Raw genomic sequence first — 14,233 nt, forward strand, 5'->3', positions numbered from 1 at the left:
ATAACTTCCCTCCGGTACAGGCGCTGTTTCTGAGTGAGCCGCAGGTGAAATTCCGTAAGCTTTATTCTCTTAATCCCAGTCATCTGACTAAATTTTCTAACTCTGAGGGGGCGTGGGCCACGATGCGGCAGCTTAATCCCTCGCTTCCATCAATTACCGTTTCTGGCTTGCGCAAAACGTCTGAGCAGTATACGGACAGAACATTAAAGAATGGTCTGATTACGGCGGAAAAAGCACAGCATAACTGGGGCACTTACAGGCGGAATTATGCTGCAGGTAACCCACAGGGGGCGAAGGAAAACTTCAGTGCTGCACTTGATACGCTTATGAATCAGGGGATTGCGACACGTGCGTTATCCGAGCGGGTAAAAGTTGCTGATGAGCTGGGGATCGATCTGCGTGGAAGCGATGAGGGTGTGGATCTTTTATTGAATGGCCTGGGATGTCGATCGCAGGAGCCGCCTACAGATATTGAATTGCGCTTTATAAAAAAGCAAAAACGATTTGGCCGGACACCAAAGGCTTGTGCGGATTTTTCTCATTGTGTCGAATGTTCAAAAAGTTGCGTTGTGGAAACGCTGGAGTCTGTATGGCTCCTGCTGTCATTCAGGCATGCTATCGAGTATGGAAAACCGTTGTACATCGGTTCGGTCAATGCTGTGGAGCGTTATGAAACGTTACTCCTGAAGATTGATTTACGGCTTGGGCTGGTAGATGAGGCGACCCTGAAAAAAGCGCGCGTTAAACTTCAGCGAGAAGGTGTGGCTCCGGTATGGCAGATTTGAAGAAAAAAGAGGTAAGCCGTAGTCGAATGGCGGAGTTTCCTGCCGGAACGCCGCTTCGTTCAGGGGATGAGTTTCCGACTGAGGATATCATCTGTGAGGCACTAGAAAACAAAATCTTTGAACGTCTGAATAACTGCCTGGTTATCGCCAGCTCAGATGAACATGATATGCGTTTTATCAATGAGGAGACGCTGAATATTTATTTCAGGGATGATGTCTGGACCAATCGCTATGTCAGAACCCATATTGGTGAAACGTTAAGAACCGTTAATTTTTCAGGCATACGGGATCCTGAACTGCGTCTTGAAGCCAAAATCATCTCAGCCAGCCTGCTCTGGATTGTCGGCAGGACCGCGAAGACGCAGTCCCTGATCCGGAAATGTGCAAACATTGTGGCGGGAGCCCGTATTATTGAGTCTATGGGGTATCGCAGTCTGTTTCAGCTTCGTTTTCCGCTTGTCCGGAATGCTTTCATTGTAAAGATGAAGGAGGAGGATGAGCACGGCAGGAAGCGTTCTGAAAGAACATTACGTAATTACTTTATGGACCTGGCGGATATCTCGCTGACAGGTCATACCCGTCTTCGAAAATACGGTTACTTTCCTGATATTAGCTTCGACAGTTACAACAGTGTGGATGATTCAAACCAGACATATTGTATGCCTTTCAGTCTTATGATGTCTGTCTGGGAAGGGCTGATTACTGAACTGGATGCTGAAATCAGTGATTTCGATTTTGACGGGTTTTCCCGGCTGTGCGCTATCATAAACGGTTTTTATGATTCGCCTTACTATACGTCGATGCTGGAAGCCCGTAAAAGAGGGACAGCAAAAAGCATACCGGATTACCGGGCCGCGTATTACTACAATATTGTTGCCGGGGAAATTCGGGCGCTTTTCGCGACACTTGGCCCCGGGATGCAGGGCTGGTTCTCGGTACATAAAAATAAGCGCTGGAGATCTGATTTTATTGGCGTTGATCACATAAAGCTGAACACCTGGCATTTTGAGCTGACGTTAAAAGTCATGAATGTGATACAGGCCATGTCGGGGATGAGACACAGCGAAGTGCTTGGCGTGATGCACGGTTCACTGATTTATGATGGTGATATCCTGGGACTTCGTTCGGTGTTGCATAAGTTCGCCCCGGAAGGTGGAAGTCACGAAGACTGGGTTGTTTGTCGCTATGTGGAAAAGCCTTTTCAGCATTTACGCAGAATTAATCAAATCATGACAGGCCTGGACGGGAAGACGCTGGACAATGTTCCATTGTCTTTAAATATCAGGTCGTGGTTCTCGGAGCAAAAACTCTCTTTTATGGGGACGCAGCGCCAGACTGAGTGGGCAAAGAAATTTGTGAAAAGACACCATCTGTTCATCCGACGTGACCATATTGATGAGTTCAGGCTTTTAAATCCAAACATACGTGATGATGAACGCGTTGCGATGGAGATTCGGGAGGGGGCTTTCTGGCCATTGCGAACCCATCAGTTTCGCCGTTCACTTGCTGTACACCTCAGGCGTCTTGATCTGATTTCTACTAATGATCTTATCCGGCAGTTTAAGCACTTAATCAGAGGCATGACGGAGTGGTATATGTCCGGTGCACTCAACGCTTCGCATTTTAGCCGGGCGATCCCTCAGGCATTCGCTGCCGAGATTGAGAGGGTTGATACCGAACTCTCAGCTTCCAGGGCTGTTTCTTATCAGCATGAAGGCCTGCTTTATGGCGAAGGCGGGAAGTTACTGATGTCCCAGAGAGGTGGGCACTTACATCAGATGACGTTTCCTACACTGAAAAAAGCGATGAGCATGGCTAAACGAGGCGGGCAAAAACTGGTATCTCTTGGAAACGGTTTTTATTGCATGAATGGCCATGACTGCGAGTTTAAGGCGGTTGTTCAGTCAGCGTCCTGCAATCCGGGATGTGAGAACATGCTGGCCGGAGCTGATTCTGTTCCCGTGTGGAAACGCAGGATGGCTCATTATGACAACCTTCTGGAGATTGCCGTGCGAAATAATGCTCCTCAGGCTGACAGGGATTTTCTGATGCTTGAGAGAGATTTTTATGCAGATGCTGTCCGTTTTTTTGAAAAGGATGAATAGAGCATGACGAACGAACAGTCGGGGGTTAAAAAAACACAGGCAAGAGCAGAGCAGGCCCTGAGGGAACTGATGTTATCAGGGGAGCGTATCAGCCAGTATGCTGTGGAAAAACGAGCGGGGCTGGCAAACGGCACCCTGAATTATAACTGTCCTGAGTACAGGCAGGTCAGGGAGGCTATCCGCAGTCTGAAAAAAACGTGCCAGGGCACCGCGCCGGTTGATGAGCAGGGCATTGAGCAGCAGATCAAGCTGAAAGAAAAGTATCGCCGTCAGAGAAATGAGCTGAGGGAAGAAATCAAAAAGATGATGGCTGAAAATGTAGAGCTGTTACATAACCTTATACTTTTACAGCAGTATGTCAGGGAGCTTGAACGCAACACCGGGAGGGAGAAAGGGGACGTCATTCCGTTCTCGGGTGGTGTCAGGGACTGAGGCTATACTGAACGGAAGGACGCGAGGTGAATCGCCACAGGTTTAACAGACACCTCAGAGTCATTTAAGATGACTTAAAGAGAGGTGCCCATGAGCGGTAAGCGTTATCCTGAAGAGTTTAAAATTGAAGCAGTCAAACAGGTTGTTGATCGCGGTTATTCTGTTGCCAGCGTTGCAACGCGTCTCGATATCACCACCCACAGCCTTTACGCCTGGATAAAGAACTACGGTCCGGATTCTTCCACTAATAAAGAACAGTCAGATGCTCAGGCCGAGATCCGCCGTCTTCAGAAAGAGCTGAAGCGGGTTACCGACGAACGGGACATATTAAAAAAAGCCGCGGCGTACTTCGCAAAGCTGTCCGACTGAGGTACGCCTTTATTCGTGACAACACCTATTGCTGGCCTGTTCGCCTGCTCTGTCGGGTGCTGGATGAACATCCCAGTGGTTTTTACGCCTGGCTTCAGCAGCCGCATTCACAACGCCATCAGGCAGACCTGAGACTGACAGGACAGATTAAACAGTTCTGGCTGGAATCGGGATGCGTCTATGGTTATCGCAAAATCCATCTGGATCTGCGGGACAGCGGGCAACAGTGCGGAGTGAACAGAGTCTGGCGACTGATGAAACGTGTCGGGATAAAGGCTCAGGTCGGATACCGGAGCCCGAGGGCATGTAAAGGCGAGGCCAGTATCGTGTCGCCCAACAAGCTCCAGCGACAGTTCAATCCGGATGCTCCGGATGAGCGTTGGGTAATCACAGCGTGGTTTCCTCAAACCCTCGCTGTGAATTAACTGAAATACTTCATTGAAGCTGTAACCAAACAGTTAACTGAAAGAATGAGCCCGCAGAGCATTGCACAGCGATGACACCATTTGTTGAGCTTCACCGTTTTCGCATACAACCGTCCGGAATTTGGAAAAGCACTGTCTTTTTGTACTGACCGATCATGATTAAGTGACACCTCTTCGAAAAAGAGAGCGCGATGAGCGATTAATATATGGCTCGAAAGACAATTATGTTGGGCTTTTATGACCGCTGTCAGAGGTATTATCTTACCCGGACGGCAACAGGGTCGGAATGTCATCAGCGGCACTGTAACAAGCTATCCGCCATCTTAAATATCTGCAGGTCCTTGCACCGAGTATGCACACCAACCGACAGAGTGATTTGACCCAAACTGGTGGATATTTTGCAAAACTATTAGCCTCTTATGACCGGTCTGCAGCCTGATATTGAGGAATTAGTGCGCTTTCATGGAATGCCTGCCGGGATCGCAAGTACGAACCCCCGGTACTGTTACACTGAATGTGCTCAGTCCTGTATCAGATTGTATTTTTCAGCAACTCAAGAACAACCCTTATTTTATCATTGTCACGTTTGTAGTACGTCCAGGGACCGATGCGCTGAGAAGTAACAAGTTGTGCCCGTTGAAGAGCTGAGAGGTAAAGAGAAACGGTAGACTGTGAGAGCCCGACCTTTTCCTGAATGATACTGACACACACACCGAACTCGTCCGCATCAGCATAAGGCTGATGGAAGTGTATTTTCGGTTCCTTGAGCATATGCAGAATTTTTCTTCTAACAGGGTTTCCCAGCGCCTTAATCACGTCATTCAAATCAATATCAGGCATAAACTCTGTCACTTGTCGCATTGAGGAATTGCAATGTTACGATACTTCTCTACGTTAAGCATCAGCTTTTGAAAAGCTGATGCTCATAAGAATGGTTAGCCAAAGGCGGGATAATCTGTGTAGCCTTTTGCCGTTCCACCATACATGGTTGTTGGATCGACCGGATTCAGTGGCCATTCATGATAAAGGCGCTGCGGTAAATCCGGATTAGCTATGAACGGGCGGCCAAATCCGATAATGTCTCCCCAGCCAGCACCGATAATCCGTTCGGCTTTTTCTTGCGTATATCGCCCGGCATACATAATTACACCGCTGAATAACTTACGGACTTCAGCTCTGAATGCTTCAGGCAATTCGGGAGCATCATCCCAGTCGGCTTCAGCAAGAGAAATATAGGCTATTCCGATTTCTTCAAGAATTTTAACGGCTTCGGTATAGGTTTCATGGGGATCATCTTCCACCAGGCCAAGATAGACCCTTACTTCATCCGTGGTCTGAAAGAGCGGAGCAAAACGGACTCCCACACGGTCTTTACCGACCACATCAGCGACAGCCTGCGTCACTTCGCGCAGAAACCGCAGCCGGTTATGTAATGAGCCACCATATTCATCCTCTCTTTTGTTGCTATGGGATGACATGAACTGGTTAACCAGGTATCCATTTGCACAGTGAATTTCCACACCGTCAAAACCGGCATCAAGGGCGTTCTGAGCTGCCCCGGCGTACATCCTGACAATCTCACTAATTTCCTCTTTTTCCAGTGCGCGGGGGCAGGAAGCGGTAGCCAGCGCACCCTCTCCCGGCCCGGTTTCGATGAATACCTTAACGTTTTCCCCTGCCGGTATCGCCGACGGAGCGACAGGCGAGGCGTTACATGGCTGCAGGGAGTTATGGGATACTCTTCCGACATGCCAGAGCTGGGCAAAAATGATGCCTTCTTTTTCATGCACTGCCCGCGTCACTTTCTTCCAGCCTTCCACTTGCCGTGAGCTGTAGATCCCCGGGGTCCACGCATAACCCTGCCCACGAGGTTCGATTTGTGTTCCTTCGGTCACCATAAACCCGGCACTGCTGCGCTGTGCGTAATATTCAGCCATCAGTTCGTTCGGAATATCACCCGGTTGTGAGCTCCGTGAGCGGGTTAAAGGCGGAAGTACAACACGATTCTTCAGGGTGTAGGGACCTAGTCTGGTGGGAGAGAACAGGTTTTTCGTCTTCATTACATATCCTGATATAGCGAATTTTCAATATCACTGAAACGCCATGTCTCAGCATTTACGACCTGGCATGTCGTCGTTCGGCCGATGTAGCCGCAGAACCACGACACTTTATTCCACATATTGAGATTTACCAATATCTAGATTTATAAAAATTATGATCGGATGAGCGGAACGGGGGGGTTGCCTGATGGCTCACAGAATCGGCATCATGAACCTAAATGGTTCTGATAATGTTATCGGAGATCCTGAACGGGAACGGTATGCGTCACGATTTTAATGACTATGTTGCATTCATGGCAGTAGCACAGGAGTGCAGTTTTTCACGGGCTGCTGTCCGCCTCGGGATCTCGGCATCCACGCTTTCACACACGATACGTCGTCTCGAGGAGCGCGTTGGCATGCCGTTACTTATGCGTACAACCAGGCGGGTGGCTGTCACCGAAGCCGGTAAACAATTATTACTGACGCTTGAACCCGGTCTTGCGCGCATTGAAGCGGGCGTGACAGCTCTTCAGAGACTGCGCCATACACCGGCTGGGCTGGTCAGACTTACGGTATCAGATCACATGATTCATGAATGTCTCTGGCCACGATTGTCACCGTTACTAAAAAAATATTCGGATATCAAGGTGGAAATGTCGCAGCAGAACGGTTTTGTCGACATTGTTGAGGGCAATTTTGATGCCGGAGTCCGAATTGGTGATGACATATTAAAGGATATGGTGGCCGTCCGAATCGCACCGGACATACGGTTTGTCGTCATTGGATCGTCCACCTATCTTGCAGAAAGAGGTCTGCCGCTACATCCCTCTCAGCTGGAAAAACATGACTGCATCAATATACGTCTGTCACCCACAGGCCCGCTGTATGGCTGGGAATTTGTCAGGCAGGGGGATATTGTGAAAAAAGTGGACGGGCAGCTTACTTTTTCAAGCATTTATCCAATGCTTCAGGCAGTAAAAGATGGCTACGGCCTGGCCTACCTGCCGGAGTCTTCTGCCCTGGCGGGGATTGAGGCGGGACACTATTGTCGGGTGCTTGAGGACTGGTCAGAGGCTTTTCCCGCCGACATGATAATTCCAATAATGTCCATTACAGGCTCCGGTAAAGATAATACCGACACCTTACATGAGAAAGGCAAAAGCAATATAACCTGCTGTGCTCCGGATTTTAAGAATGAGCGGTTTACGTAGCAGGATGAGCAGTTCGAACCAGAAATTTCGTTACTATTGCTAAAGTAAAACCTGATGACCTCTAATCGTAACGGAGACCAATATGACTTCACAACTGAACTGGCAGGCCCCGGCTATCAATCGCAAAAAAGTAGGTGACATGACTGTGACCATGCTGAGTGATGGCTATCTGGACGTATCTTTTGAGCTGCTGTCTGGTATTGACGGCTCACGTGCCGAGGATTTACTGCAGAAGCGCGGTGTGCCAGCAGTACCCCGTATTAATATCAACGTCTACGTTATCCAGACGCCTGAGCGAACCATCCTGATTGACAGTGGTGCCGGAGGTATCAATGGCTGGGGCGGTCGGCTTCAGGTAGCCCTGGCCGCGGCAGGCATTGACCCGCTTCAGATTGATACCCTTCTCCTGACTCACGCGCATCCTGACCATATCGGCGGGCTTGCAGGCCCCCTGCAGACTCCCGTTTTCCGCAATGTTCAGCAGTTGTTTGTGCATGAGAAAGAACTCGCTTTCTGGCGTGATGAAACCATTTCCGCTGGCGCGCCTGACGCATTCAAGCCGTTCTTTGAAGTAGCAAGGAACGCCTTCAGCGCTTATGACGACAAACTGGTGCCATTCCGCGAGGAAGCGATTTTACCAGGTATTCAGACTGTACCGCTGTTCGGCCATACACCAGGACATACCGGTTATCTGCTGGGTGATGAAAAAGAGTCGCTGCTCATCTGGGGTGATATTGTTCACTTCCCGCACATTCAGGTTGCTCAGCCTGACGTTACTATCGCGTTCGACAGCGATCCTGCGGCGGCGGCGGCCATCCGTAGCAAAGTGCTTGACCGCGCAGCGAGCGATAACCTGGCTGTCAGTGGTATGCACTTCAACCTGCCTACTACCGGTAAGGTTATCCGTGAAGGTAACAGCTTCGCACTGAATTACGACCTGTGGTCACCCGCAGTCTGATCACCTTCCTTCCCGGTGCACACAATAGTGACCGGGAAGATCCCCTTTCATATCGCCCGACAAGAACCCACCTGCAATACTATGAATATCACTGCCTCACAAAAAAATGGCTCATTACTCTTGCGCCCTGGCTTTTTGTATTCCTCTGGAGTCAGGGTTTGTCGCAGCCAAATTTACCGTGCAGTACAGCGCGCCGTTTCATCTTTTATTCCTGCGTGGCGCATTTTCCTGTCTGGTCCTTCTGCTGCTTACACTGGGGTTCAGGGCCCGTTTTCCGTCCGGCAGAGGAATGGTTCGCAACCTGATTGTCGGACTTTTCCTGCAGAGCTTCTTTCTGGGCGGATGCTTTTATGCCATCCATCGTGGCATGCCGTCAGGCATTGTGGCGCTCATCACCGGCCTGCAGCCGGTACTGACTGCAATACTGGTTTCACTCATGCACCGTCAGTCCCTGCATCCCCGGAAATGGCTGGGTATTGCGATTGGCTTTGCGGGCGTTTTCCTGGTGCTCTCGCCAGGCCAGCATAGTTTTGCACTGGATCCTGTGGCTTTTGGGTCGGTCATGCTGGGGTTATTTGGCGTAACGATCGGAGCGCTTTATCAGCGCCGTGCTCAGGGAGATGGACATATCTTTGCGAACACGTTTTTACAGTACGTCACTTTGACAATATCGATGGGTGCAATTAGCCTGATGTTCGAATCTGCTCCGACGCAGTGGAGCTTATCATTTGCGCTGGGTCTGGGCTGGCTGGTTATTGGCGTATCGGTTCTGGCGATTATGTTGCTGATTTTTATGATACGAAGCGGTGAAGCAACCAAAGTCGCTACTTACTTTTACCTGGTTCCCATTCTCACGGCAGCTGAAGCGTGGTTGCTGTTTGGAGAGGCCATTACATTGCCCATGCTTGTGGGTATGGCAATAACTATAATCGGCCTGATTTTTGTCATCCGGGAATAGACAACCGCACGCGTCGCTGTATGCTTTTGTATATGGCGACGTATAATAGCGGTCAAAGTCAAATTCCGGATGAATATGCAAACAGTCAGCTTTTCCGATTCTCCCGTTGATGATCTCCTCGCTGAGCTTCTTACCCTGGCACGCTCCCGTTTTCCACTTCCCTGCGATTGCCTTCGCGCAGAACAGACGCATCAGGTAAAGAAGTTCGAGGTGGAAGGTGCGACCCTTTCCTTCCCGCTGGAAGGAGAATTCCGGTATCGTGAAAATGAGAAATGGCACCGGGTGATCCCGGGCGAGATTATGGTCGTCCCGAATGCCCGTAGCATCGATATAGAATATGCCCCTTCAGAACAAAGTGGTGAGTTTGTTGCCCTGAGCGTGGTGCTCGCGGAGGAACAGCTTGAAGCAGCCAGGCTGTTACTTGCCGCACCACCACCACAGGACACCGGCAGCATCGCAGCCATTTCCGTATCAGCTCTTCTTTCACCCCTTAACCGCTGGACAGCCGCAATGCGGGAAGGGAAGCGTCCGCTTTCCCTGCACGCCATGGTTGAAGTGGTGCTCTGGCTTTATGGCATGGGATACCATGCTTTGCTGCGAGCCCGGCAGCCAAGTCTGGCCATGAAAATCCGTCAGATGGTAGCGGACAAACCGGCTCATCCCTGGAGTGCTGCTGAAATTGAAGATCTGACGGGACTCAGTGGCCCCACGCTTCGGCGCCACCTGGCCAGTGAGTCAACCAGCTTACGCTCAGTTATCGCCGATGCACGTATCGCGGAGGCTCTCCGCCTGCTGATGACATCGACGCTGCCGGTAAAAACGGTCGCGGGGCGGGTGGGTTACAATTCACTATCGAGCTTCAGCAAGCAGTTTTCTGAACGCTATGGAATCGAACCTTCAGGGTTCCGCTGACTTCAGTTCGTTCAAGGTACACATTGCGTCCCTCGCACTTCAGTAACTTGCGTGGATCTTTCGAATATAACGGAAGATATTGGCCGGCATTGCGTGTAACCGGTTCAGGAGTTCTCATCGTGACGGGAGAGCTAAATCGGTACGGCTGTTGTTCTCAGCTATAAGAACAACTGAGTATCTGACCAGCTGTCTGGTGCTGGCAGCAGCATGCAGTGCAATCGGTCAGGCTCAAAGGAACTGACCTGATGTCAGGTTATAATTTCGGACACATCATAACCCCAGAAGGAGACAACTGTGGTTCATGTTTTCATTATCGGTGGTGCAGGCAAAATCGGCCAGCGTCTGTGCAGGATCCTTTCAGGTAGGGGGCATGCTGTTCGTGCCCTCTACCGTAAGCCAGAGCAGCAGGCATTGCTAGGCGAGCTGGGTGCTGAGCCCGTCAGTGGGAGCCTGACAGAGCTGGATGCAGCTGCGCTGGCGATGCACTTTGCAGGTAGTGATACAGTGGTGTTTACTGCCGGTGCCGGCGGTAAGGGGGGACAGGAGATGACCAATGCGGTCGACGGCGAAGGGCTGAAAAAGTCGGTAGCTGCCGCCCTCAGTGCCGGTGTGTCTCGCTTTCTGCTCGTTTCTGCATTCCCGGAGTCCGCACGGGGAGAAACCACTTCTGAATCATTCGAAAATTATATGCGTGTTAAAAAAATGGCCGATGTGGAACTAGCACAAAGCGAGCTTGACTGGGTGATCCTGCGCCCCGGCGCGCTGCAGGATAAGACTGGTACGGGTTATGTACGTGCCGGCCTGGCCATCCCGTATGGTAACGTGCCCCGTGATGACGTGGCGGCTACGCTGGCTGAACTCATTGAGCAACCTGCCGTCAGCCGCGTCATCATTGAGCTGACGTCTGGCGATGCTCCTGTCCGTGAAGCCATACAGAAGCTGGCGGGCCGATAAAAGGCAGCGCACGTACCAGCAGGCTGCAGGCCCCCAGGCGTTTACAATAAACTTTCCAGCCAGTCGGTAAACGCCCGTACTTTTCGGGAGAGATGGCGGTGCGGATACAGAAGTTACAGTTTGCGATTCGGGGACGTATTATCTGGCAGAACCTCTACCAACAGCCCGCGATCGAGATAAGGCTGCAAAAAAATATTCATGCCCTGTAGTATTCCCAGCCCCGCCAGGCCTGCTGCAATGTAGGCTTCTGAGTTATCCACGACAAGCCTGCCTGGAAGTTCAATTTCGGTGGAGCCCTCTGACGTCCCGAATGTCCAGGGCATAACTTGTCTGTTGCTGCTGTTAATCCAGTTGACGGCCTGATGCTGCTGCAACTCGTCCATTGTTTCCGGGGTGCCGTGTTGATCAAGATACGCAGGACTGGCGCAGGTCGTCATTTTAACGGTTCCCACCTCCTTTGCGATATAGTCGCCATCGTCCAGCTCCCCCACCCTCAGTATGCAGTCCAGGCCATCATGCAGCATATTCCGTCGGCGGTCTGAGCTGCTCAGGATAATTTCAATTCCGGGATGCTGGCGATAAAAATCAGGCAGGTTGGGTATAACAAGTAAAGCCGCAAACGCGACAGGCATATCTATGAGCGAATAGCGGGCGTCAAAATGATAGCGACAGGAAAGTTCTGCCATATTAAACATAACAACCCTTGGGCGCACCGCCGCAGGCGCCCTCAGCACGTTTCTGCGGCCTCCCGCCTGTTTCCGGCACCTTTCAAACGCCCCTGATGATTTCTGCGCGTCTGCATGGCTATGCAGTGAGATCTGCTCTCCACCGATTAGTGCATGCAGATTTTGGAAACGTCCAATTCTGGCACGAAGCGGTCACCCCGGCGGGGTGCAGTCCGCTGTCAGCGAAAACGGACATTGAGCCAATCAAATAATCTGTGCCAGAATTTGTCATTGAGGCTAGTACTTTCGAGTAGATCTATTTCCCGCCCGTACTCTTAAACTCATCTATCTCATCCTTCTACGACTTATTACCGGGAATATAAAACCCCGCCGAAGCGGGTTTGGTAATTTGAGTTTTTCTCAGGCGGCCATCTTTCTGCATTGTTCGGCGCAGTGATGACAAGCGCTTGAGCAATCCTGACAATGGTCATGTTCATGCTTTCCACACTCGTCACCGCACTTCTGACAAACATCAGCGCAAAGACGGCAAAGATCCTGGGCAGACCCGCTATTTAGTGTCATGAATTGAGCTGCAAGACGGCAGATATTTGCACACTGCATATCCAGTTTTATGCACTCGCGCATCATCTCCAGATTCTCTTCGTCGAGACACGAAGCCGCACAGTTATCACATGCCGTTGCACATAGATAACAGGCTTCGATGCATTTTTTGTATTCGTCTAACATAATTTCTCCTTAGCTAAGGTTACGTATTAAGCATGGAAGAGATAACTGATTATTCAAATTTTGAATTAGTTAATTACCTTTTCAGCATTTCATATCATTGATTCAAAGTGCATCTCTAGGGTTACCTAATTCACCTATGTCTACTTCTGGCACAATGCAGAAATGAGATAGATTTACTTTATCCGCTTCTCGCTCAAAGCTGTCCGTAATCCCTTGCCTGCTTAAAAAAACCGGATTAACGTGTGATGTTTTTACGTTTTCCAGGCAGCCTTCATCGGTAAGTACCTGTCTTACAGACTTCAATGCACTTAGTTAAGAAACATCCTAATCGTCCTTTCGCCGATCGCGAGATCTGTTATGGCAGCTAAACTCGATTGATACCCCAATCCGCGGGGCAGCATTTCCTTTCCGCACGCAAGAAGGAGAAGATCATGAAAGCAGTAATTTACAACGGTCCTTATGATGTAAAAGTAAAAGACGTACCGGATGCGAAAATTGTCCGCCCCACGGATGTACTCGTCCGCATCACCACCACCAACATTTGTGGGTCGGACTTGCACATGTATGAGGGCCGGACCAGCTTTGAACAGGGACGGATTCTGGGTCACGAAAACCTGGGTGAAGTGGTCGAAATTGGCTCAGGCGTTGAACGTATTAAGGTGGGCGACTATGTTTGTCTGCCGTTTAACGTGGGATGTGGTTTTTGCGAAAACTGTGAAAAAGGTCTGACCGGCTTTTGTCTCACTACCAATCCGGGTACGGCAGGCGCAGCTTATGGTTTTGCTGAAATGGGTCCCTGGGAGGGAGGTCAGGCGGAACTTCTTCGGGTGCCATTTGCCGACTTTAACTGCCTTGTTCTTCCCCCTGATGCGGCAGAAAAAGAAGATGATTATGTGATGCTCTCTGACATTTTTCCTACCGGCTGGCATGCAACAGAACTTGCCGGATTGAAGCCTGGTGAAAGCGTGGCCATTTATGGCGCGGGGCCGGTCGGTTTGATGGCAGCTCATTCGGCGATCATTAAAGGTGCTTCACAGGTGTTTGTGGTTGATACGCACACAGACCGGTTGGCTCTGGCTGAAAAAATGGGGGCGACGGGCATCAATGCTACTGGCGATGAAGCTGTACAAAAAATTCTCGACCTGACGGATGGACGCGGTACGGATTGTGGCTGCGAATGTGTTGGCTATCAGTGCTGTAACAAACATGGCCATGAAGATAACTCTGTTACCATGAACAGTCTTGTTGCGTCGACGAAAGCAACCGGGGGAATTGGTGTGGTTGGCGTCTTTATTCCTCAGGATCCGGGGGCTGAATCGGAGCTTGCCAGAGAGGGTAAGATGCCATTTGATTTTGGGAGTTTCTGGTTTAAAGGACAGGCAATCCGTACCGGCCAGGCGAACGTTAAGGCCTATAACCGTCAGCTGTCTCGCCTCATCCATCACGATAAAGCCAGTCCGGGCAAAATAATTTCTCATCGTCTTTCGCTTGAAGAGGCTCCTGCCGGATATAAGCACTTCGATGAGCGGGATGAAGGATGGACGAAGGTTATCCTTAAGCCTTAAATAGAGTTATCCGGTATGAGAAAGCAAAAACCGGGAAAGAATGTATGACTTTTGACAGGGTGCAATAAAATATCCTGTCAGGGCGTTATTATTCATACTTTCAGC

12 protein-coding genes and 2 pseudogenes are annotated in these 14,233 nt (G+C 50.2%); 10 read left to right on the forward strand and 4 right to left on the reverse strand.

Annotated elements, in window-relative coordinates; genetic code table 11:
• The first annotated feature begins 44 nt into the window (after positions 1–44).
• The 4 genes and pseudogenes from SK51_RS25575 to SK51_RS24940 form a co-directional block, all read left to right on the forward strand.
• The gene (locus tag SK51_RS25575; protein ID WP_223866366.1) at positions 45–785 is read left to right on the forward strand and encodes a hypothetical protein; all 741 of its coding nucleotides are present in this window, start codon (positions 45–47) and stop codon (positions 783–785) included.
• Positions 773–2,890: a hypothetical protein gene (locus SK51_RS07720; RefSeq protein WP_048206636.1), complete on the forward strand. Its 2,118-nt coding sequence runs from the start codon at positions 773–775 to the stop codon at positions 2,888–2,890. Before SK51_RS25575 ends, SK51_RS07720 begins: the two co-directional genes overlap by 13 nt.
• A gap of 3 nt (positions 2,891–2,893) precedes the next feature.
• Entirely contained in the window at positions 2,894–3,322 is a 429-nt protein-coding gene (locus SK51_RS07725; RefSeq protein ID WP_017384060.1) for a hypothetical protein, read from the forward strand.
• A gap of 90 nt (positions 3,323–3,412) precedes the next feature.
• A pseudogene (locus SK51_RS24940) lies at positions 3,413–4,101 on the forward strand (IS3 family transposase); the annotation flags it as partial.
• A gap of 546 nt (positions 4,102–4,647) precedes the next feature.
• Here the strand turns inward: SK51_RS24940 and SK51_RS07735 are convergent.
• Positions 4,648–4,956, reverse strand: a complete 309-nt coding sequence (locus SK51_RS07735; RefSeq protein ID WP_032415288.1) for an ArsR/SmtB family transcription factor — start codon at positions 4,954–4,956, stop codon at positions 4,648–4,650.
• Positions 4,957–5,051: 95 nt separating this feature from the next.
• Positions 5,052–6,176, reverse strand: coding sequence for an alkene reductase (locus SK51_RS07740; protein ID WP_023279877.1), 1,125 nt, complete (start codon positions 6,174–6,176; stop codon positions 5,052–5,054).
• Positions 6,177–6,436: 260 nt separating this feature from the next.
• On the opposite strand from SK51_RS07740, the gene SK51_RS07745 reads away from it, so the two are divergent.
• The 5 genes from SK51_RS07745 to SK51_RS07765 all read left to right on the forward strand — a co-directional run bounded on the left by SK51_RS07745 (position 6,437) and on the right by SK51_RS07765 (position 11,151).
• A complete protein-coding gene (locus SK51_RS07745) occupies positions 6,437–7,369 on the forward strand; it encodes a LysR family transcriptional regulator (RefSeq protein ID WP_158287950.1) in 933 nt (310 codons plus the stop codon).
• An 82-nt stretch (positions 7,370–7,451) separates the two neighbouring features.
• The gene (locus tag SK51_RS07750; RefSeq protein ID WP_017384065.1) at positions 7,452–8,327 is read left to right on the forward strand and encodes an MBL fold metallo-hydrolase; all 876 of its coding nucleotides are present in this window, start codon (positions 7,452–7,454) and stop codon (positions 8,325–8,327) included.
• Positions 8,328–8,433: 106 nt separating this feature from the next.
• Positions 8,434–9,285 carry a DMT family transporter gene (locus SK51_RS07755; protein WP_023279882.1) on the forward strand — a complete coding sequence of 284 codons (852 nt, stop codon included), beginning with the start codon at positions 8,434–8,436 and terminating at the stop codon, positions 9,283–9,285.
• Between the two features lie 75 nt (positions 9,286–9,360).
• Positions 9,361–10,197, forward strand: a complete 837-nt coding sequence (locus SK51_RS07760; protein WP_023279881.1) for a helix-turn-helix transcriptional regulator — start codon at positions 9,361–9,363, stop codon at positions 10,195–10,197.
• Positions 10,198–10,491: 294 nt separating this feature from the next.
• Positions 10,492–11,151, forward strand: coding sequence for an SDR family oxidoreductase (locus SK51_RS07765; RefSeq protein WP_007897903.1), 660 nt, complete (start codon positions 10,492–10,494; stop codon positions 11,149–11,151).
• A 41-nt stretch (positions 11,152–11,192) separates the two neighbouring features.
• Here the strand turns inward: SK51_RS07765 and SK51_RS07770 are convergent.
• Positions 11,193–11,789, reverse strand: a pseudogene (locus SK51_RS07770) (LysR substrate-binding domain-containing protein); the annotation flags it as partial.
• Positions 11,790–12,236: 447 nt separating this feature from the next.
• Positions 12,237–12,563 (reverse strand): four-helix bundle copper-binding protein, encoded by a 327-nt coding sequence (locus SK51_RS23990; protein WP_022649401.1) that lies wholly within the window; start codon positions 12,561–12,563, stop codon positions 12,237–12,239.
• Between the two features lie 431 nt (positions 12,564–12,994).
• Between SK51_RS23990 and SK51_RS07780 the strand changes: the two genes are divergently transcribed.
• Positions 12,995–14,128 carry a glutathione-independent formaldehyde dehydrogenase gene (locus SK51_RS07780; RefSeq protein WP_022651297.1) on the forward strand — a complete coding sequence of 378 codons (1,134 nt, stop codon included), beginning with the start codon at positions 12,995–12,997 and terminating at the stop codon, positions 14,126–14,128.
• The last annotated feature ends 105 nt before the right edge of the window (positions 14,129–14,233 follow it).

The sequence above is a fragment of the Enterobacter sp. MGH85 genome, from assembly GCF_001037655.1.
In the GTDB taxonomy this organism is placed as follows: Bacteria; Pseudomonadota; Gammaproteobacteria; order Enterobacterales; family Enterobacteriaceae; genus Enterobacter; species Enterobacter intestinihominis.